Source organism: Pseudomonas sp. NPDC087615, from assembly GCF_044743445.1.
Classification (GTDB): Bacteria; Pseudomonadota; Gammaproteobacteria; order Pseudomonadales; family Pseudomonadaceae; genus Aquipseudomonas; species Aquipseudomonas baetica_A.
In genome coordinates, this window is record NZ_JBIUWM010000016.1 from 37876 (window position 1) to 57993 (window position 20118).

Below are 20118 nucleotides of genomic sequence, written 5' to 3' on the forward strand. Positions count from 1 at the left end.
GGACAAAAAAGCTGTTATAAAGTTGCGCGCTATCACCTAAGAGCCACGCCTAATGCGACCATTTTTCAAGACATGGCTAACTATTTGCCTATTAATGCCACTGGCCGCCCACGCCACCAATCGTGAGCAACGTCTTCCTAACGTTAACGGCTTTACCCCTAAATCCCATGCTTCTGCTCCATCGAGCAAAAGCAAACAGGTCAAACACACCACACTGAGCAGCAATGGCCACAGCAAGCTGCTTCCGCAGATGGCTAACAAAACCAGCAGCAACGTCCTCAGCCGTGCGGTGAACGTCCTCGGTACGCCTTACCGTTGGGGCGGCAGCAGCCCAAGTAAAGGCTTCGATTGCAGCGGCCTGGTGAAATACGCGTTCAACGACGCTACGTTCGACCTGCCACGCACCTCCAATGCCATGGCCAGCGGCCACGGCGTGAAAGTCGAGCGCAAGGATCTGAAGCCGGGCGATCTGATTTTCTTCAACATCAAGAGCCGTCGGGTCAATCACGTTGCGATCTACCTGGGCAACGACCGCTTCATCCACGCACCACGTCGTGGCAAAGCGGTGAGCATCGACACACTGAACAAACCGTACTGGCAAAAGCACTACGTCGTTGCCAAACGTGTATTGCCCAACGAGTCGAAGCAGATGCGCGTGGTTCAGCGCTGAGCTGACTGATCCAGAATCTGCTCAAGCAGTACTGGCCCCTTCGCGAGCAAGCCCGCTGCCACATTGGATCTGTGTCGTTCACAAATCAAAGGTGGCAGCGGGCTTGCTCGCGAAGGGGACAATGGAAGCGCCACAAGCTCCCGCTCAGACACTATCCGGCGTCCGCGCCTTCTCCCGCGCATGCTCGCGGCTGATCAAGCCTTTGGTCACCAGATCCTTCAGGCACATGTCCAGTGTCTGCATCCCCAACGACCCTCCGGTCTGAATCGCCGAATACATCTGCGCCACCTTGTCCTCACGGATCAGGTTCCGGATCGCCGACGTGCCTAGCATGATTTCGTGCGCCGCCACCCGCCCGCCGCCGACCTTTTTGATCAGCGTCTGCGAGACCACCGCCAGCAACGACTCCGACAGCATCGAACGCACCATCGATTTCTCGTCACCGGGAAACACGTCCACCACCCGGTCGATGGTCTTGGCCGCCGAGGTGGTGTGCAGCGTGCCGAATACCAGATGCCCGGTTTCAGCCGCGGTCAGCGCCAGGCGAATGGTTTCCAGGTCGCGCATCTCGCCCACCAGAATCACATCCGGGTCTTCCCGCAACGCTGAACGCAACGCGGTGGCGAAACTGCGGGTATCGCGGTGGACTTCACGCTGATTGATCAGACATTTGCGCGATTCGTGAACGAATTCGATGGGATCTTCGATGGTCAGGATGTGGTGATGGCGATGGGTGTTGAGGTAATCGATCATCGCCGCCAGCGTGGTCGACTTGCCGGAACCGGTCGGCCCGGTGACCAGCACCAGCCCGCGTGGCGCATCGGTGATCTTGCGAAAGACATCGCCCATGGCCAGGTCTTCCATGGTCAGAACCTTCGACGGAATAGTCCGGAACACGGCGCCCGCACCACGATTCTGGTTGAAGGCATTGACCCGAAAACGCGCAACGCCGGGGACCTCGAAGGAGAAATCCGTTTCCAGGTGTTTCTCGAAGTCGACCCGCTGGGTGTCGTTCATGATGTCGTAGATCAACTCGTGCACTTGCTTGTGATCCAGCGCGGGCAGATTGATCCGTCGCACATCGCCATCGACGCGAATCATCGGCGGCAGACCGGCCGACAGGTGCAGGTCGGACGCGCCCTGTTTGGCGCTGAAGGCCAGCAGTTCAGTGATATCCATAGCGCTCCTCAATTCCAGTAGAATGCCGCGAACCTTCAGACCGCTGGCGCCTCTTGATGTCCACGATAGCAGACAACATCCAACTGGTTGGTTCGCGCATCCAGGCAGCGGTAAAAGCTGCAAAGCGCGATGAAAACAGCGTCCAACTGCTGGCGGTAAGCAAAACCAAACCCGCCCAAGCCCTGCGCGAAGCGCATGCCGCCGGCCTGCGTGACTTTGGCGAGAACTACCTGCAGGAAGCCTTGGGCAAACAGCTCGAACTGGCCGACCTGCCCTTGATCTGGCACTTCATCGGCCCCATTCAATCGAACAAGACTCGCGCCATCGCCGAGCATTTCGACTGGGTGCACTCCGTGGATCGCCTGAAAATCGCCCAACGCCTGTCCGAGCAGCGCCCGGCCGACCTGCCGCCGCTGAACATCTGCATTCAGGTCAACGTCAGCGGTGAAGCCAGCAAGTCAGGCTGCACCCCGGCCGATCTGCCGGCGCTGGCCAATGCCATCAGCGCCTTGCCGCGCCTGAAACTGCGCGGACTGATGGCCATTCCCGAGCCGACCGAAGATCGCGCCGAACAGGACGCCGCTTTTGCGGCTGTGCAACGTTTGCAGGAAAGCCTGAATCTGCCGCTCGACACACTTTCGATGGGCATGAGCCACGACCTCGAGTCGGCTATCGCCCAAGGCGCCACCTGGGTTCGTATCGGTACGGCCCTGTTTGGCGCCCGAGACTATTCCCAATCCTGAACATCTCCAGATAAGGACCTGACATGAGCAACACACGCATTGCCTTTATCGGTGCCGGCAACATGGCCGCCAGCCTCATCGGCGGCCTGCGGGCCAAGGGTCTGGAAGCCGCGCACATCCGCGCCAGCGATCCGGGTGAAGAAACCCGCGCCAAGGTCAGCGCCGCGCATGGCATCGAAACGTTTGCCGATAACGCTCAAGCCATCGACGGCGTCGACGTCATCGTTCTCGCGGTCAAGCCACAGGCAATGAAAGCGGTGTGCGAAGCCATCCGCCCGAGCCTGAAACCCAATCAGCTGGTGGTTTCGATTGCTGCCGGCATCACTTGCGCGAGCATGACCGCTTGGCTCGGCGAGCAGCCGATCGTGCGCTGCATGCCGAACACTCCGGCGCTGTTGCGTCAGGGCGTCAGCGGTTTGTACGCCACCCACGAAGTGACCGCCGAGCAGCGCCAGCAAGCCGAAGAGCTGCTGTCCGCCGTCGGCATCGCGCTGTGGCTGAACGAAGAGCAGCAACTGGATGCGGTCACTGCGGTGTCCGGTTCCGGCCCGGCGTATTTCTTCCTGCTGATCGAAGCGATGACCGCCGCAGGCGTCAAACTCGGCCTGCCAAAAGAAACCGCTGAACAACTGACCCTGCAAACCGCCCTCGGCGCCGCGCACATGGCCGCTTCCAGCGACGTTGATGCCGCCGAACTGCGCCGCCGCGTGACGTCGCCGGCCGGCACTACTGAAGCTGCAATCAAATCGTTCCAGGCCGGTGGTTTCGAAGCCCTGGTTGAAAAAGCACTCGGCGCCGCCGCGCACCGCTCGGCCGAAATGGCCGAACAACTGGGCAAATAAGGAGCCTTACATGATTGGATTGAACACCGCAGCGGTTTACGTGCTGCAAACCCTCGGCAGCCTGTACCTGCTGATCGTACTGCTGCGCTTCGTCCTGCAACTGGTGCGGGCGAACTTCTACAACCCTCTCTGCCAGTTCATCGTCAAAGCGACTCAGCCGCTGCTCAAGCCGCTGCGCCGGATCATCCCGAGCCTGTTCGGCCTCGACATGTCGTCGCTGGTGCTGGCGATCCTCGTGCAACTGGCGCTGATGGCGCTGACCCTGCTGCTGACTTACGGCACCACTGGTAACCCGCTGCAACTGTTTATCTGGTCGATCATTGGCGTGACCGCGCTGTTCCTGAAGATCTTCTTCTTCGCCCTGATCATCAGTGTGATCCTGTCGTGGGTCGCTCCGGGCAGCCACAATCCGGGTGCCGAACTGGTCAATCAGATTTGCGAACCGGCCCTGGCGCCGTTCCGTCGCTTCCTGCCGAACCTGGGCGGTCTCGATCTGTCGCCGATCTTCGCGTTCCTGGCGCTGAAACTGATCGACATGCTGGTGATCAACAACCTCGCGGCGATGACGATGATGCCGGAAATCCTGCGCCTGCTGATGTGAGCTGGTTTCGCTGGGACGGGGACGACCTGATCCTCGAATGTCATCTGCAACCGGCGGCCCGTAGCGATGATTTCTGCGGGCTGCACGGTGATCGTTTGAAGATCCGCCTCACCGCGCCGCCGGTCGAGGGCAAGGCCAATGCCTACCTGATGGGTTTTCTGGCCAAGGCGTTTGGGGTTTCCAAAAGCCAGGTCAGCTTGCTCAGTGGCGAGTTGAACCGGCAGAAGCGGGTGAAGATCTGCTCGCCGAACAAGCTGCCGGATTTGCCTGACCTAGTGCGCCCAAACTGAAGCACCGAGTCGCCCTATTCGCGAGCAAGCCCGCTCCCACATTGGAATGCGATCCCCTGTGGGAGCGGGCTTGCTCGCGAATGGCCGCACCTCGGTCCAGAGCGAACACATCAGGCCCGATCGTTGCTTGCCGCTAACCCCACCGGTCTTTAGACTTACGCCTCATTTCAACGAGAGCAGGGTCGATGCCAACTGCCTTTCCCCCCGATTCTGTTGGTCTGGTGACGCCGCACACGGCGCACTTCAGCGAACCTCTGGCTTTGGCCTGTGGCCGTTCGCTGGCGGCCTATGACCTGATCTACGAAACCTACGGCACGCTGAACACGCAGGCGAGCAACGCTGTACTGATCTGCCATGCCTTGTCCGGCCATCATCATGCTGCCGGCTATCACAGCCCCGACGACCGCAAGCCCGGCTGGTGGGATAGCTGCATCGGCCCCGGCAAACCGATCGACACCAACAAGTTCTTCGTGGTCAGCCTGAACAACCTCGGCGGCTGCAACGGCTCCACCGGTCCGAGCAGCCTCAACCCGGAAACCGGCAAGCCATTTGGCGCCGATTTCCCGGTGCTGACCGTCGAAGACTGGGTGCACAGCCAGGCGCGCCTGACCGACCTGCTGGGCATCGGCCAGTGGGCGGCTGTCATCGGCGGCAGCCTCGGCGGCATGCAGGCGCTGCAATGGACCATTACTTACCCGGATCGCGTACGCCACTGCCTGGCCATCGCTTCGGCCCCCAAGCTGTCGGCGCAGAACATCGCCTTCAACGAAGTGGCGCGCCAGGCGATCCTCACCGACCCGGAATTCCACGGCGGTTCGTTCCAGGAAGCGGGCGTGATCCCCAAGCGCGGACTGATGCTGGCGCGGATGGTCGGGCACATCACCTACCTGTCCGACGACTCCATGGGCGAGAAATTCGGCCGCGGCCTGAAGAGCGAGAAGCTCAACTACGACTTCCACAGTGTCGAGTTCCAGGTCGAAAGCTATCTGCGCTATCAGGGCGAAGAGTTCTCCGGACGCTTCGACGCCAACACCTATCTGTTGATGACCAAGGCGCTGGACTACTTCGATCCGGCAGCGAACTTCGACGATAACCTGGCGAAAACCTTCGAGAACGCCACGGCCAAGTTCTGCGTGATGTCGTTCACCACTGACTGGCGCTTCTCCCCGGCCCGTTCGCGGGAACTGGTGGATGCACTGATGGCGGCGCGCAAAGACGTCAGCTATCTGGAAATCGACGCGCCACAGGGCCACGACGCCTTCCTGATTCCGATCCCCCGCTACTTGCAGGCGTTCGGCAATTACATGAACCGAATCACGCTGTGAGAAAGCCATGAGAGCTGATCTGGAAATCATCCAGGAATGGATCCCCGCCGGCAGCCGCGTCCTCGACCTCGGGTGCGGTAACGGCGAGTTGCTGAGCTGGCTGCGCGACCACAAACAGGTCACCGGTTATGGCCTGGAAAACGACGCCAGCAACATCGCCGAGTGCGTGGCCAAGGGCGTCAACGTCATCGAGCAGGACCTGGACAAGGGGCTGGGCAACTTCGCCAGCAACAGCTTCGACATCGTGGTGATGACCCAGGCTCTGCAGGCGGTGCATTACCCGGACAAGATCCTCGACGAAATGCTGCGCGTTGGCCGGCAGTGCATCATTACCTTCCCCAACTTCGGCCACTGGCGCTGCCGCTGGTACCTGGCGAGCAAGGGCCGCATGCCGGTTTCCGAGTTTCTGCCATATACCTGGTACAACACGCCGAACATCCACTTCTGCACCTTCGAAGACTTTGAAGAACTTTGTCGCGAACGTGACGCGAAGGTCATTGATCGGCTTGCCGTAGATCAACAGCACCGCCACGGGTGGGCCAGTAAGCTATGGCCTAATCTGTTAGGTGAAATTGGTATCTACCGCGTCAGCAGCCCCGTGCTGGCTGACCACAAGGTCGCGGTCTGAGCCACGACAATCCGAGGAGAACGATCATGGGCCGTTTAGCGCTGTTGTTATTCACTGCCTGCCTGAGCGCCACTGCGATGGCCGCCGATGCCATCAAGAGTGAGCGCAAGGAAGTGTTCGGTGATGTCACCGTGCATTACAACACCTTCAACTCCACCTTCCTGACGCCAGACATCGCCAAGGCTGCCGAACTGATCCGCAGCAAGAACCAAGGCGTGATCAATGTCTCGGTGATCAAGGACGGCAAACCTCTGAGCGCCAGCGTCACCGGCACGGTCAAAGACCTGACCAGCCAGAGCGTGCCGCTGAATTTCAAGCAAGTCACCGAACAGGGCGCGATCTACTACATCGCCCAATACCCGGTACCTCAGCAAGAAACCCGTACCTTTGAAATCAAGGTGCAGACCGGTGACAAGATCGACACCATCAATTTCAACCAAGAACTTTTTCCCGGCGAATGATGAACCTCAAGCAACTCGTACTGGCCAGCCATAACGCCGGCAAACTCAAGGAACTCCAGGCCATGCTCGGCGAATCGGTGCAACTGCGCTCGATCGGCGAGTGGAGCACGGTTGAGCCGGAGGAAACCGGCCTGTCGTTCGTCGAGAACGCGATTCTCAAGGCACGCAATGCTGCACGCATTTCCGGGCTGCCGGCGCTGGCCGACGATTCCGGTCTGGCGGTGGATTTCCTCGGCGGTGCGCCGGGCATCTACTCGGCGCGCTATGCCGACGGCAAGGGCGATGCGGCGAACAACGCCAAATTGCTCGACGCCCTCAACGACGTACCTGAAGCCGAACGCGGCGCGCAATTCGTCTGCGTCCTGGCGCTGGTGCGTCACGCCGATGATCCGTTGCCGATCCTTTGCGAAGGCCTGTGGCACGGGCGCATGCTGACCTCCGCCAGCGGCGAGCACGGTTTCGGCTACGACCCGCTGTTCTGGGTGCCGGAGCGCGATTGCTCAAGCGCCGAACTGACACCTGCCGACAAGAACCAGATCAGCCACCGCGCCCGTGCAATGGATCTGCTGCGCCAGCGTCTGGGCCTGAAATGACCGACACCCCCTCTGCGTCGTCGCTGATCATCGGCGGCGCCGCCTCTTCGCCTCGGGCACCGCTACCCACGCTGCCGCCCCTGGCGTTGTACATCCACATCCCGTGGTGTGTGCGCAAATGCCCGTATTGCGATTTCAACTCACACACCGCCAGCCCAGTGTTGCCGGAGCAGGAATACGTCGACGCGTTGCTGGCCGATCTCGATCAGGATCTGCACGCCGTCTATGGTCGTGAGCTGAGTTCGATTTTCTTCGGTGGCGGCACACCAAGCCTGTTCAGTGCCGACGCCCTCGGGCGTTTGCTGGAAGGCGTCAAACAGCGCATTCCGTTCGCCGCCGACATCGAAATCACTCTGGAAGCCAATCCCGGGACGTTCGAGCAAGAGAAGTTCGTTGCGTATCGCAAGCTGGGGATCAATCGCCTGTCGATCGGCATTCAGAGCTTCCAGCAGGAAAAACTCAAAGCCTTGGGCCGCATCCACAACGGCGATGAAGCCGTGCGCGCGGCAGGCATGGCGCGGCAGGCCGGGTTCGACAACTTCAACCTCGACTTGATGCACGGCTTGCCGGACCAGTCGCTGGACGATGCCTTGAGCGATCTGCGCCAGGCCATTGAACTCAAACCCACGCACATTTCCTGGTATCAACTGACGCTGGAACCGAACACCGTGTTCTGGAACCAGCCGCCTGTGCTGCCGGAAGACGACACGCTGTGGGACATTCAAGAAGCCGGGCAAGCGCTGCTGGCCGAACACGGTTACGCGCAATACGAAGTCTCGGCCTATGCCCTGCCCGGTCGCCCGGCGCGGCATAACCTTAATTACTGGAGTTTTGGCGATTTCATCGGCATCGGCGCCGGCGCCCACGGCAAACTCAGCCACCCGGACGGACGTATCGTGCGCACCTGGAAGACGCGCTTGCCGAAGGACTACCTCAACCCGGCGAAAAATTTTCGGGCTGGCGAAAAGGCACTGACCAATGATGAAATGCCGTTCGAATTTCTGATGAACGCTCTGCGCCTGACCGCAGGCGTGGAGTCGCGCCTGTATCCAGAGCGCACCGGGCTGCCCCTGGAGAGTCTCGCCGAACACCGGCAAGAGGCAGAACAAAGCGGCCTGTTACAGGTCGAACCGTCACGCCTGGCAGCCACCGAGCGGGGACAGTTGTTCCTCAACGACTTGCTGCAACAATTTCTGAACTGAGCCCAACCCTCAACTTCTGTCCCAAGGGAAAACGCATGGATTTGATACTCGACCTGCTGGCCACCGTCTCCCGCTGGAGCCGCAGCAACCTCTCGGAAATCGCCCTGGCGCTGGTGGGTTGCCTGCTGGTGCTGTTCGGCGCCGACTTCAAAGGCTGGGTCGAACAACGCCTGGGCAGCATCGCCGGCGCCTTGCGCGTGCCGCTGATGGCCCTGCTGTGCATGATCGGCAGTGGCGCCGCACTGATCTACGCCACGCCTTGGGTGATCAAGGGCTTGAGCCAGTTCAACAACTACAGTCTGGCGCCGGTACTGTTGGTGGTGCTGGTGCTGATCGGCGTAGTCGCCGACCGCCGCTGATTTTCAACACACACAAAACAACTGTGGGAGCGGGCTTGCTCGCGAAGACGTTAGATCAATCGACATTGATATCGACTGATACGACGCCTTCGCGAGCAAGCCCGCTCCCACATTGGGTTTTGCGTGATGGTTAAGCGATTTTTTCGAACTTCAGATCCCAAACGCCATGGCCAAGACGTTCGCCGCGGCGCTCGAACTTGGTGATCGGGCGTTCGGCCGGACGCGGCACGCATTGGCCGTCTTCGGCAAGGTTGCGGTAGCCCGGGGCGACGTTCATCACTTCCAGCATGTACTCGGCATACGGTTCCCAGTCGGTGGCCATGTGCAGAATGCCGCCGACCTTCAACTTGCTGCGTACCAGTTCAGCGAACGACGCCTGAACGATACGACGCTTGTGGTGACGGCTCTTGTGCCACGGGTCCGGGAAAAACAGCATCAGGCGATCAAGGCTGTTGTCGGCGATGCAGCGGTTGAGCACTTCAATTGCGTCGCAATCGTAGACGCGCAGGTTGGTCAGGCCCTGGGTCAGCACGCCATTGAGCAGTGCGCCGACACCCGGACGGTGAACTTCAACGCCGATGAAATCCTGCTCCGGTGCAGCCGCCGCCATTTCCAGCAGCGAGTGGCCCATGCCGAAACCGATCTCCAGCGAGCGCGGTGCCGAACGGCCGAACACTTGATCGTAATCCACCGGCGCGTCGGCCAGCGGCAGCACGTACAGCGGCGCGCCCTGATCCAGACCGCGTTGCTGGCCTTCGGTCATGCGCCCGGCGCGCATCACGAAGCTCTTGATGCGGCGGTGTTGGCGCTCGTCGCCTTCTTCCGTCTGGATAGGCGTGTCGTTCGATTCAGTCATCAATGGCTCTTACTTGATCAGACCATCCAGCGGCGAGGAGGCGCTGGCATAGAGTTTTTTCGGCATGCGGCCGGCGAGGTAGGCCAGACGGCCCGCGACGATCGCGTGTTGCATGGCTTGCGCCATCATTACTGGTTGCCCGGCATGGGCGATGGCCGAGTTCATCAGCACGGCATCGCAGCCCAGTTCCATGGCGATGGTGGCGTCGGAAGCAGTGCCGACACCGGCATCGACCAACACAGGGATTTTCGCTTCTTCGAGGATGATCTGCAGGTTGTAAGGGTTGCAGATGCCCAGACCGGAACCGATCAGGCCGGCAAGCGGCATGACCGCGATGCAACCGATTTCTGCCAGTTGCCGGGCGATGATCGGGTCATCACTGGTGTAAACCATCACGTCGAAACCTTCCTTGACCAGCGTTTCGGCGGCCTTGAGGGTTTCGATCACGTTGGGGAACAGCGTCTTCTGGTCAGCCAGCACTTCCAGCTTCACCAGATTGTGGCCATCGAGCAGCTCGCGCGCCAAGCGGCATGTACGCACGGCTTCTATCGCGTCGTAGCAACCGGCGGTGTTCGGCAGAAAGGTGTAGCGATCCGGCGACAGCACGTCGAGCAGGTTCGGCTCGCCTTCGATCTGGCCGAGGTTGGTACGGCGCACAGCGAAGGTGACGATCTCGGCACCCGAGGCTTCGATGGCCTGGCGGGTTTCGTCCATGTCACGGTACTTGCCGGTACCCACCAGCAAGCGCGACTGGTAAGTACGACCGGCCAGAACAAAAGGCTTGTCGCTGCGAACGATGCTCATTGGGAATCCTCTTTAGGGGTGAGGGTCTTGCAGAATTCTGTGGCCTTGCGAACCGGACGATTAGCCGCCGCCGATAGCGTGCACAACTTCGACGTTATCGCCGTCGTTGAGCGTGGTGTCGGCATGCTGGCTGCGCGGGACGATATCCAGATTGAGTTCGACTGCTACCCGGCGTCCGGTCAGATCCAGACGGGTCAGCAGGGCCGCAACGGTTTCACCGTCGGGCAGTTCAAGGGATTCGCCGTTCAACTGAATGCGCATGCGTAACGCCGCCATCATTTTTAGGGGCTGGCATTCTAGCCCGATCATGACCTAAAGGTCAGCACCAAGCGTCAAGCGGTTAGCTGCAAGCGCCAGGCGGCGAGCCCCAGACATAACCAACCGACCAGAAACGCGAGGCCGCCGAACGGGGTGATGATGCCGAGCTTGCTGATGCCGGCGGTAGTCAGCACGTAGAGACTGCCGGAGAACAACACGATACCGACAGCGAACGAAACGCCAGCCCAGGTCACCAGTCGCCCCTGAATCTGCGTGGCCAGCAGCGCAACACCAAACAGCGCCAAGGTATGCACCAGTTGATAGGTGACGCCTGTGTGGAAAATCGCAAGGTACTCGGGCGTCAGGCGGCTTTTCAGGCCATGAGCGGCGAACGCCCCCAAAGCAACACCAGTAAAACCAAAGAAAGCGGCCAGCATCAGAAAGCCACGCAACATTGGGAACTCCATTCAGACTCGATCGACAGGGTCTGTATAATGGCCCGCTCCACCGGTTCGGCCAAGCCATCTCTATGCTGCGTTCAATTTTCCGTCGACTCACGAAAGCCCTGCTCTGGTTCGCGGGTGGCAGCATCTTGCTGGTGCTGGTTTTTCGCTTCGTGCCGCCGCCGGGAACGGCGCTGATGGTCGAGCGCAAGATCCAATCCTGGGTCGACGGCGAACCCATCGACCTGCAACGCACCTGGAAGCCGTGGAACGAGATTTCCGACGATCTTAAAGTGGCGGTCATGGCCGGTGAGGATCAGAAGTTTCCCGAGCACTGGGGTTTTGACTTTGGCGCCATTCAGGCCGCGCTGGCCCATAACGAACTCGGCGGCTCGATCCGTGGCGCAAGCACTTTGAGCCAGCAAGTCTCGAAAAATCTGTTTCTGTGGTCCGGCCGCAGCTATCTGCGTAAAGGCCTGGAAGCGTGGTTTACCGCGCTGATCGAGGTGTTCTGGCCCAAGCAGCGGATTCTTGAGGTGTATCTGAACAGCGTCGAGTGGGATGACGGTGTGTTTGGTGCCGAAGCAGCGGCCCGTCATCACTTTGGTGTGAGCGCCAAGTCGCTGTCCCGCCAGCAGGCAAGTTATCTGGCAGCGGTATTGCCGAACCCACGGGTTTGGAGCGCAAGCCATCCGACCGCGTATGTCTCGCGGCGAGCGGGATGGATTCGCCAGCAGATGAGGCAGTTGGGCGGGACGGGCTATCTGCTCGGGCTCAATGATTCACGTCGGGCGCCTTGGTCCGAATAACGAAACGCCGTCTTACAGCCCTGAAGCCTCCTGTGGGAGCCGGGCTTGCCCGCGAAGGCGTCGAGTCAGACAACATCAATGTTCAATGATCTAACGCTTTCGCGAGCAAGCCCCGCTCCCACATTTGGGTTTGCACTGAACCATAAAAAACGCCCCGACCATTACTGATCGGGGCGTTTTTTATGGCCTGGATGCCGGTTACGCGGCAATCGACAACTTGAGCTTGTTCATCGCGCTTTTTTCAAGCTGACGGATACGCTCGGCCGACACGTTGTACTTCTGCGCCAGGTCGTGCAGCGTGGCTTTTTCTTCTGCCAGCCAACGCTGGTAAAGGATGTCACGGCTACGTTCGTCCAGCACTTCCAGCGCTTCGTGCAGGTTGTGGTTGGAGTTGTCGCTCCAGTCAGCATCTTCCAGTTGACGCGCCGGGTCGTACCGGTGGTCTTCCAGATAATTGGCAGGCGACTGGAAAGCGCTGTCATCGTCGGCTTCGGCAGCCGGGTCGAAAGCCATGTCATGGCCGGTCAGGCGACTTTCCATCTCTCGCACTTCCCGCGGCTCGACGCCGAGGCTTTCCGCCACACGGTGGACTTCCTCGTTGTTCAGCCACGCCAGACGTTTCTTCTGGCTGCGCAGGTTGAAGAACAGCTTGCGCTGGGCCTTGGTGGTCGCGACTTTCACAATGCGCCAGTTGCGCAGGATGAACTCGTGAATTTCCGCCTTGATCCAGTGCACAGCGAACGACACCAGGCGCACACCCATTTCCGGGTTGAAACGTTTTACGGCCTTCATCAGGCCGACGTTACCTTCCTGGATCAGGTCAGCCTGAGCCAGACCGTAGCCGGAATAGCTACGGGCAATGTGTACGACAAAACGCAGGTGGGCGAGCACCATCTGCCGAGCCGCCCCCAAATCCTGCTCATAGTAGAGACTCTCGGCCAGTTCACGCTCCTGCTCCGGCGTCAGCAATGGAATGCTGTTGACGGTGTGCACATAGGCTTCCAGGTTCGCACCTGGAACCAACGCGTACGCAGGTTGCAAAGAATTGGTCATACGAAAAAACCTCCGACTTACATACTCGTGCCTTTCAGCACTGCGAAAAATTGACCGGGAACTCAAGTACAAGTTCCCAAAAAAACCGTAAGGCCAATCACGCGCAAAAAGATTCTACTTCGGCGCCAGCTCCCTGAGATGGCGTGCTACTGCAATCCATGCACCGATATAACCCAACAGCACCGCGCCAAGCAAGAGCGACAGACCGTCGGCAACTGGCACTCCGGCCAGTGCGAAATCACTGCCGTACAAGCCGGCCAGTCCAACCACCGCATCGTTCAGCCAGTTCAGGCCGAACGCCAATACTCCCCAGGACAACAGCCCCGCACCGAAGCCATACAGCGCGCCCATATAAAGGAAAGGACGGCGAACATAGCTGTCAGTGCCGCCGACGAGTTTAATCACTTCTATCTCGGTGCGGCGGTTTTCAATATGAAGACGAATGGTATTGCCTATCACCAAAAGTAATGCAGACACCAAAAGCACCGTCAGGCCGAAGACAAAACGATCGCCGAGCTTGAGGATGGCGGCCAGACGCTCGACCCAGACTAGATCAAGTTGCGCCTGTTGTACCTTGGGCAGTTCGGAAAGTTTTTGTCTTAATGCTTCCAGCGTCGCTTTATCGACCTCGTCCGGTGTCACCAGCACTACGCCCGGGAGTGGGTTTTCGGGCAGCTCACGCAGGGCTTCGCCCAATCCCGACTGCTGCTGGAACTCTTCCAGCGCCTGATCACGGCCGACATATTCAGCATCAGCTACACCGGGCATGGCTTTGATCTGCTCGCGCAGCGACTCGCCCTGCTCTGGGCTGGCATCGAGTTGCAGGTACAGCGAGATCTGCGCCGCACGCTGCCACGAACCGCCAAGACGCTCAACGTTATTAAGCAACAACGACAGGCCCATCGGCAGGCTCAGCGCCACGGCCATCACCATGCAGGTGAAAAAACTGCCGATCGGCTGCTTGCCCAGACGACGCAAACTGTCGAGCAGACTGGCACGGTGGCTTTCGACCCAGGCGCGAAACAACGTGGCGAAGTCCGGGCCGTCATCATCGTCGTGCTTTTTCTTTTTTGGCGGTTGCGGATCGGCGGCTTTCGGGGCCACGCGCTCGGAAACCTTCGGACTGCGAGTCGCACTCATACGCCGGCCTCCCCGTCGCCGATCAATCGGCCACGTTGCAGGGTCAACATGCGGTGACGCATGCGCGCGATCAGCGCCAGGTCGTGACTGGCGATCAGCACGCTGGTGCCCAGACGATTGATATCTTCGAACACGCCCATGATCTCGGCCGCCAGGCGCGGGTCGAGGTTACCGGTCGGTTCGTCCGCCAGCAGTAACGCTGGGCGGTGAACGATGGCGCGGGCGATGCCGACGCGCTGCTGCTGACCGGTGGACAGGTCGCCCGGGTACAGATCGGTTTTATCCGACAGCGCCACGCGCTCCAGCGCCGAGTCGACCCGCTTGGCGATTTCGGCCTTGGACAGCCCGAGAATCTGCAGCGGCAACGCGACATTGTTGAAAACGGTGCGATCAAACAGCAACTGGTGATTCTGGAACACCACGCCGATCTGCCGGCGCAGGAACGGAATCTGCGCGTTGCTGATGGTGCTCAGGTCTTGCCCGGCCAGCAGCAACTTGCCGCTGGTTGGACGCTCCATCGCCAGCAACAAGCGCAACAAGGTGGATTTGCCTGCGCCGGAATGGCCGGTGACAAACAAGAACTCGCCACGACGGACTCGAAAGCTCAGCTCATGCAAGCCGACGTGACCGTTCGGATAGCGTTTACCGACCTGTTCGAAACGAATCATGAACGCTCCCGCTCGGCAAACAGTGCCTGGACAAAGGGTTCGGCTTCAAAGGTACGCAAGTCGTCGATGCCTTCACCGACGCCGATGTAGCGGATCGGCAGACCAAACTGCTTGGCCAAGGCAAAAATCACCCCGCCCTTGGCGGTGCCGTCGAGTTTGGTCAGCGCCAGGCCAGTCAGTGTGACGGTCTGGTTGAATTGCTTGGCCTGGTTGATGGCGTTCTGGCCGGTACCGGCGTCAAGCACCAGCAGCACTTCGTGCGGGGCGTCGGCGTCGAGCTTGCCGATAACCCGGCGAACCTTTTTCAGCTCTTCCATCAAGTTGTCTTTGGTGTGCAGACGCCCGGCGGTGTCAGCGATCAGCACGTCGATGCCACGGGCCTTGGCGGCTTGCACGGCGTCGAAGATCACCGAAGCCGAGTCGGCGCCGGTGTGCTGAGCGATCACCGGGATCTTGTTACGCTCGCCCCAAACCTGCAATTGTTCCACAGCGGCGGCGCGGAAGGTGTCACCGGCGGCGAGCATGACTTTCTTGCCTTCCAGTTGCAGCTTCTTCGCCAGTTTGCCGATGGTCGTGGTCTTGCCAGCGCCGTTGACGCCGACCACCAGAATCACGAACGGCTTGTTTTGCGAAACGATCTTCAGCGGCTGCTCGACCGGTTTGAGCATCGCAGCCAGTTCAGCCTGCAAAGACTTGTACAACGCGTCGGCATCGGCCAACTCTTTGCGCGCGACCTTCTGGGTCAGGCGTTGAATGATCGCCGTAGTGGCTTCGACACCAACGTCGGCCGTCAGCAGACGGGTTTCGAGGTCATCGAGCAGCTCGTCATCGATGGTCTTCCTGCCGAGAAACAGGCTGGCCATGCCCTCGCCGATGCTGGCGCTGGTCTTCGACAAGCCTTGTTTGAGACGGGCGAAGAAGCCGGCTTTGGTTTCTTCGGTGCGCGGGGCTTCGGCGGACACTGGCGCGGGCGCAGCGTCCGCCGCAACGATTGGCGCGGGTTCCGGCTCTGGTGGCTGGACGACTGGAGCCACTGACTCAACAACCACGGGCGCAACAGGCGCAGGAATTGGCGGCGTGACGTGGGGGGCGGCTTCTTCCACCAGCGCCACCGGCTCTTCGGCCACTGGCAAGGTGAGCCACGGCTCTGCAACCGGGGTCAGCGGCAACTCGGCAACCACCTCCGGCTCTGGCTCTGGCTCGGCCGCCGGTTGTAACACTGGCTCGGCAATCGGCAGAATGGTCGGCGCCGGCTCTTCTTCTATTACAGGAGCGGGTGCGGGGACCGGTTCAGGAATCGCGGGCGGCTGTTCGACGACGGGTTCCTGCGGTTTTTTACGCAGCCATCCGAACAGGCTTTTCTTCTCGCCAGCCGCAGCTGGGGTCTTCTTGTCGTCGTTGGAACCAAACATGGAGGACGGCTATCTCACAGTAGCGACGCGCCATAAGGGCGCCCCGGCAAATAAATATTCGATGCAGAACAGACTGTGTTTCACCCAGCTCGTTCACGCGCAACATTTTGTCGAGGCACCAGCGGCACCTCAAAGAATCGTATTAACGAAGGACTAAACCGGCAAAATCGGCGAAAAAGCGTAGTTTAGTCGATACACCGCAGCTTTCTGCCGCAAACCCATACAGCCGGATCAGGCCTGAAAACCTGATAGGCGTGGTCGCCGGTAAAACGGATCAGTATCCTAGCACCTCCTCGCCCGCCTAGGCTAAGACCAAGCGGGCAGCCCAACAGGTTAAAAAACGAATGAATGCTCTAGCCCGCCGCGCTGCTGGCCTGCTGCTCAGCACAGTCTGCCTGCCTCTTTCGGCCCTGGCGGCCGACCCGCAACCGACCCACGAATTCACCCTCGACAACGGCCTCAAGGTCGTCGTTCGCGAAGACCATCGCGCGCCGGTAGTGGTGTCGCAGGTCTGGTACAAGGTGGGTTCCAGCTACGAAACCCCGGGCCAGACCGGTCTGTCCCACGCCCTTGAGCACATGATGTTCAAGGGCAGTGAGAAAGTCGGCCCCGGCGAAGCCTCGCTGATCCTGCGCGACCTCGGCGCCGAAGAGAACGCGTTCACCAGCGACGACTTCACCGCTTATTACCAAGTGTTGGCCCGCGATCGTCTGGGCGTCGCCTTTGAGCTGGAAGCCGACCGCATGGCCAACTTGCGCCTGCCGGCCGACGAGTTCGCCAAGGAAATCGAAGTCATCAAGGAAGAGCGCCGCCTGCGCACCGATGACAAGCCGATGTCCAAGGCTTACGAGCGCTACAAGGCGATGGCTTACCCGGCCAGCGGTTATCACACGCCGACCATCGGCTGGATGGCTGATCTGGACCGGATGAAGGTCGAAGAGCTGCGTCACTGGTACCAATCCTGGTACGTGCCGAACAACGCCACGCTGGTGGTGGTCGGTGACGTCACCCCTGACGAAGTGAAAACCCTCGCTCAGCGCTACTTCGGGCCAATCGCCAAGCGCGACGTGCCACCGGCGAAAAAACCGCTGGAACTGGCAGAACCCGGCGAACGCCAGATCACCCTGCATGTGCAGACCCAACTGCCTAGTCTGATGCTCGGTTTCAACGTGCCGAGCATTGCCACCGCCGAAGACAAACGCTCGGTCAATGCCCTGCGCCTGATCTCGGCGCTGCTTGACGGCGGTTACAGTGGGCGCATTCCAACGCAACTGGAGCGCGGTGAAGAGTTGGTGTCCGGCGGGTCGTCGAGCTACGACGCCTACACCCGCGGCGATAGCCTGTTCACCTTGTCGGCCACGCCGAACACCCAGAAGAAAAAAACCATCGCCCAAGCCGAGGCCGGTCTCTGGAAATTGCTGGAACAACTGAAAACCACCGCGCCGACCGCCGAAGAACTGGAACGCGTGCGTGCGCAGGTGATTGCCGGTCTGGTCTACGAGCGTGATTCGATCACCAGCCAGGCCACCGCTATCGGCCAGCTTGAGACGGTCGGTCTGTCGTGGAAACTGATGGACACTGAACTCGCCGACCTGGAGAGCGTGACCCCGCAAGACATCCAGAACGCCGCCAAAATGTATTTCACCCGCGAACGTCTCAGCGTCGCCCACGTCCTGCCTCTGGAGACGACTCATGAGTGAGCGCAAATCCCCCCGCCTACTGCTCGGTCTGATCGCCGTGACAGTCATCGGCGCTGCTGTGCTTTATCTGGCGCCAGGCGCCAAAACCAACGCCAGCGAGGCGCTGGACAGCGCCAAGTCCAGCCAGAAACTGCAATCGCTGGCCGAACTCGACGGCAAGGCCCCGGCCAGCCGCAAACTCGACGTGCAGACCTGGAACACCGTCGAAGGCGCCAAGGTTCTGTTCGTCGAGGCGCATGAACTGCCGATGTTCGACATGCGCCTGATCTTCGCCGCTGGCAGCAGCCAGGACGGCAACGCACCAGGTTTGGCGGTGCTGACCAACGCAATGCTCAATGAAGGTGTCGCCGGCAAAGACGTCGGCGCCATTGCGCAAGGCTTTGAAGGCCTGGGGGCTGATTTCGGCAACGGCGCCTTCAAGGACATGGCGCTGGCCTCGTTGCGCAGCCTGAGTGCTGCCGACAAGCGCGAGCCGGCCCTGAAGCTGTTCTCGCAAGTAGTGGGCAAGCCGACCTTCCCTGCCGATTCGTTCGCGCGCATCAAAAACCAGATGCTCGCCGGTTTCGAGTACCAGAAACAAAACCCCGGCAAACTCGCCAGCCTGGAACTGATGAAGCGTCTATACGGCGATCACCCGTACGCTCATTCGAGCGACGGCAATGCGCAGAGCGTCCCGCAGATCACCCTCGCGCAATTGCGTGAATTCCATGCCAAGGCCTACGCCGCTGGCAACGTGGTGATCGCGCTGGTCGGGGACTTGTCCCGCGCTGACGCCGAGGCCATTGCCAATCAGGTTAGCGCCGCCCTGCCCAAAGGCCCGGCGCTGGCGAAAATCGCTCAGCCGCAGGAACCGAAGGCCAGCATCAGCCACATCGAGTTCCCGTCCAAGCAAACCAACCTGATGCTCGCGCAACTGGGCATCGACCGTGACGACCCGGACTACGCGGCGCTGTCGATGGGCAATCAGATCCTCGGCGGGGGTGGTTTCGGTACTCGATTGATGAGTGAAGTCCGCGAGAAACGTGGCCTGACTTATGGCGTTTACTCGGGTTTTAGCCCGATGCAGGCCCGTGGCCCGTTCATGATCAACCTGCAGACCCGCGCAGAAATGAGCGAAGGCACCCTGAAACTGGTGCAGGACGTACTCGCCGACTATCTGAAAACCGGCCCGACCCAAAAAGAGCTCGACGACGCCAAACGCGAACTGGCCGGCAGCTTCCCGCTGTCCACCGCAAGCAACGCCGATATCGTCGGCCAACTCGGCGCGATGGGCTTCTATAATCTGCCGCTGAGCTATCTCGACGACTTCATGCGTCAGTCGCAGAGCCTGACGGTGGAGCAAGTGCGCGACGCCCTGAACAAACACCTGAGCACGGATAAAATGGTCATCGTTACCGCTGGCCCGACCGTGCCGCAAAAGCCGTTACCGGCCCCTTCTGATAAACCTGCCGAGCAACCGCTCGGGGTTCCGGAGCATTAATGGCTACTCGAGCACCTAAAAAACCCGCCCACAACGTCCACAACGGTGTGAACCAGCTACGCATCATTGGCGGCCAGTGGCGCAGCCGCAAGCTGAGCTTTCCCGACGCGCCAGGCCTGCGCCCGACGCCGGATCGCGTGCGTGAAACGTTGTTCAACTGGCTGGCGCCCTATGTGGAGGGGGCCAAGGTCCTCGACCCGTTCGCCGGCAGTGGCGCGCTGTTTCTCGAAGCCCTGTCCCGTGGCGCCGCCATGGGTCAGGCGCTGGATGCGAGCAATATCGCGGTGTCGAGCCTGAAAGAACACCTCGGCACCCTGCGCTGCACCAACGGACAGGTGCAGACGGCCGACGCCCTGCGTTATCTGGAAACCCAGACCGCCAGCGCTTTCGACCTGGTATTCCTCGACCCGCCGTTCAATCAGAACCTGCTGCCCGCCGTCTGCACGCTGCTGGAAGAGCGTCAGTGGCTGGCCGACGACGCCTGGGTGTACACCGAAAGCGAAACGGCGCCGTCGACCCTCGGCCTGCCGGCCAACTGGCGTCTGCACCGCGAGCAGAAATCCGGCCGTGTTTATTACGCGCTGTGGCAACGCAGCGCCTGA

24 protein-coding genes are annotated in these 20118 nt (G+C 60.5%); 15 read left to right on the forward strand and 9 right to left on the reverse strand.

Features of this window, described 5'->3' with window-relative positions; all coding sequences use genetic code 11:
- The first annotated feature begins 52 nt into the window (after positions 1-52).
- Positions 53-670, forward strand: coding sequence for a C40 family peptidase (locus ACIOU6_RS10400; RefSeq protein WP_221732383.1), 618 nt, complete (start codon positions 53-55; stop codon positions 668-670).
- A 144-nt stretch (positions 671-814) separates the two neighbouring features.
- On the opposite strand, the gene ACIOU6_RS10405 is transcribed toward ACIOU6_RS10400, so the two are convergent.
- Complete coding sequence (locus tag ACIOU6_RS10405; protein WP_401135922.1) at positions 815-1849, reverse strand: type IV pilus twitching motility protein PilT; 1035 nt, start codon at positions 1847-1849, stop codon at positions 815-817.
- Positions 1850-1905: 56 nt separating this feature from the next.
- On the opposite strand from ACIOU6_RS10405, the gene ACIOU6_RS10410 reads away from it, so the two are divergent.
- The 10 genes from ACIOU6_RS10410 (at position 1906) to ACIOU6_RS10455 (ending at position 8893) form a co-directional block, all read left to right on the forward strand.
- Positions 1906-2592 (forward strand): YggS family pyridoxal phosphate-dependent enzyme, encoded by a 687-nt coding sequence (locus tag ACIOU6_RS10410; RefSeq protein WP_221732385.1) that lies wholly within the window; start codon positions 1906-1908, stop codon positions 2590-2592.
- 23 nt (positions 2593-2615) lie between these two features.
- Complete coding sequence (proC, locus tag ACIOU6_RS10415; protein ID WP_401135925.1) at positions 2616-3434, forward strand: pyrroline-5-carboxylate reductase; 819 nt, start codon at positions 2616-2618, stop codon at positions 3432-3434.
- Positions 3435-3444: 10 nt separating this feature from the next.
- Complete coding sequence (locus ACIOU6_RS10420; protein ID WP_221732387.1) at positions 3445-4035, forward strand: YggT family protein; 591 nt, start codon at positions 3445-3447, stop codon at positions 4033-4035.
- A complete protein-coding gene (locus ACIOU6_RS10425; RefSeq protein ID WP_221732388.1) occupies positions 4032-4325 on the forward strand; it encodes a DUF167 domain-containing protein in 294 nt (97 codons plus the stop codon). The genes ACIOU6_RS10420 and ACIOU6_RS10425 overlap by 4 nt, the downstream gene beginning before the upstream one ends.
- A gap of 185 nt (positions 4326-4510) precedes the next feature.
- Positions 4511-5650 carry a homoserine O-acetyltransferase gene (locus ACIOU6_RS10430; protein ID WP_401135929.1) on the forward strand — a complete coding sequence of 380 codons (1140 nt, stop codon included), beginning with the start codon at positions 4511-4513 and terminating at the stop codon, positions 5648-5650.
- A 7-nt stretch (positions 5651-5657) separates the two neighbouring features.
- The gene (gene metW, locus ACIOU6_RS10435) at positions 5658-6278 is read left to right on the forward strand and encodes a methionine biosynthesis protein MetW (RefSeq protein ID WP_221732390.1); all 621 of its coding nucleotides are present in this window, start codon (positions 5658-5660) and stop codon (positions 6276-6278) included.
- 26 nt (positions 6279-6304) lie between these two features.
- Positions 6305-6739: a DUF4426 domain-containing protein gene (locus ACIOU6_RS10440; protein WP_221732391.1), complete on the forward strand. Its 435-nt coding sequence runs from the start codon at positions 6305-6307 to the stop codon at positions 6737-6739.
- Entirely contained in the window at positions 6736-7332 is a 597-nt protein-coding gene (gene rdgB, locus ACIOU6_RS10445) for an RdgB/HAM1 family non-canonical purine NTP pyrophosphatase (protein WP_221732392.1), read from the forward strand. Before ACIOU6_RS10440 ends, rdgB begins: the two co-directional genes overlap by 4 nt.
- The gene (gene hemW, locus ACIOU6_RS10450) at positions 7329-8534 is read left to right on the forward strand and encodes a radical SAM family heme chaperone HemW (protein WP_401135934.1); all 1206 of its coding nucleotides are present in this window, start codon (positions 7329-7331) and stop codon (positions 8532-8534) included. Before rdgB ends, hemW begins: the two co-directional genes overlap by 4 nt.
- Positions 8535-8569: 35 nt before the next feature.
- Positions 8570-8893 (forward strand): DUF3392 domain-containing protein, encoded by a 324-nt coding sequence (locus ACIOU6_RS10455; protein ID WP_095186985.1) that lies wholly within the window; start codon positions 8570-8572, stop codon positions 8891-8893.
- Between the two features lie 130 nt (positions 8894-9023).
- Here the strand turns inward: ACIOU6_RS10455 and trmB are convergent, their stop codons facing one another.
- The 4 genes from trmB to ACIOU6_RS10475 form a co-directional block, all read right to left on the reverse strand.
- On the reverse strand, positions 9024-9749 hold the full coding sequence (gene trmB, locus ACIOU6_RS10460) for a tRNA (guanosine(46)-N7)-methyltransferase TrmB (RefSeq protein WP_401135937.1): 726 nt from the start codon (positions 9747-9749) through the stop codon (positions 9024-9026).
- Between the two features lie 9 nt (positions 9750-9758).
- The gene (locus ACIOU6_RS10465) at positions 9759-10553 is read right to left on the reverse strand and encodes a thiazole synthase (RefSeq protein ID WP_150601984.1); all 795 of its coding nucleotides are present in this window, start codon (positions 10551-10553) and stop codon (positions 9759-9761) included.
- 60 nt (positions 10554-10613) lie between these two features.
- Positions 10614-10814, reverse strand: a complete 201-nt coding sequence (gene thiS / locus ACIOU6_RS10470; RefSeq protein WP_167394879.1) for a sulfur carrier protein ThiS — start codon at positions 10812-10814, stop codon at positions 10614-10616.
- A gap of 71 nt (positions 10815-10885) precedes the next feature.
- On the reverse strand, positions 10886-11266 hold the full coding sequence (locus ACIOU6_RS10475; protein ID WP_221732395.1) for a DUF423 domain-containing protein: 381 nt from the start codon (positions 11264-11266) through the stop codon (positions 10886-10888).
- 74 nt (positions 11267-11340) lie between these two features.
- On the opposite strand from ACIOU6_RS10475, the gene mtgA reads away from it, so the two are divergent.
- The gene (mtgA, locus tag ACIOU6_RS10480; protein ID WP_221732396.1) at positions 11341-12063 is read left to right on the forward strand and encodes a monofunctional biosynthetic peptidoglycan transglycosylase; all 723 of its coding nucleotides are present in this window, start codon (positions 11341-11343) and stop codon (positions 12061-12063) included.
- Positions 12064-12261: 198 nt separating this feature from the next.
- Here mtgA and rpoH read toward each other — a convergent pair whose 3' ends face one another.
- The 4 genes from rpoH to ftsY all read right to left on the reverse strand — a co-directional run bounded on the left by rpoH (position 12262) and on the right by ftsY (position 16336).
- Positions 12262-13116, reverse strand: a complete 855-nt coding sequence (gene rpoH / locus ACIOU6_RS10485; protein WP_003229146.1) for an RNA polymerase sigma factor RpoH — start codon at positions 13114-13116, stop codon at positions 12262-12264.
- A 114-nt stretch (positions 13117-13230) separates the two neighbouring features.
- The gene (gene ftsX / locus ACIOU6_RS10490; protein ID WP_221732397.1) at positions 13231-14256 is read right to left on the reverse strand and encodes a permease-like cell division protein FtsX; all 1026 of its coding nucleotides are present in this window, start codon (positions 14254-14256) and stop codon (positions 13231-13233) included.
- Positions 14253-14924: a cell division ATP-binding protein FtsE gene (gene ftsE, locus ACIOU6_RS10495; protein WP_003229148.1), complete on the reverse strand. Its 672-nt coding sequence runs from the start codon at positions 14922-14924 to the stop codon at positions 14253-14255. The genes ftsX and ftsE overlap by 4 nt, the downstream gene beginning before the upstream one ends.
- Positions 14921-16336, reverse strand: coding sequence for a signal recognition particle-docking protein FtsY (gene ftsY, locus ACIOU6_RS10500; protein WP_401135943.1), 1416 nt, complete (start codon positions 16334-16336; stop codon positions 14921-14923). Before ftsY ends, ftsE begins: the two co-directional genes overlap by 4 nt.
- A 344-nt stretch (positions 16337-16680) precedes the next feature.
- Between ftsY and ACIOU6_RS10505 the strand changes: the two genes are divergently transcribed.
- From ACIOU6_RS10505 to rsmD, 3 genes are read left to right on the forward strand one after another with little or no spacing between them, the layout of a single operon-like run.
- A complete protein-coding gene (locus tag ACIOU6_RS10505; protein ID WP_221732399.1) occupies positions 16681-18036 on the forward strand; it encodes a pitrilysin family protein in 1356 nt (451 codons plus the stop codon).
- Positions 18029-19516, forward strand: a complete 1488-nt coding sequence (locus ACIOU6_RS10510) for a pitrilysin family protein (RefSeq protein WP_221732400.1) — start codon at positions 18029-18031, stop codon at positions 19514-19516. Before ACIOU6_RS10505 ends, ACIOU6_RS10510 begins: the two co-directional genes overlap by 8 nt.
- Positions 19516-20118: a 16S rRNA (guanine(966)-N(2))-methyltransferase RsmD gene (gene rsmD / locus ACIOU6_RS10515; protein ID WP_221732401.1), complete on the forward strand. Its 603-nt coding sequence runs from the start codon at positions 19516-19518 to the stop codon at positions 20116-20118. The genes ACIOU6_RS10510 and rsmD overlap by 1 nt, the downstream gene beginning before the upstream one ends.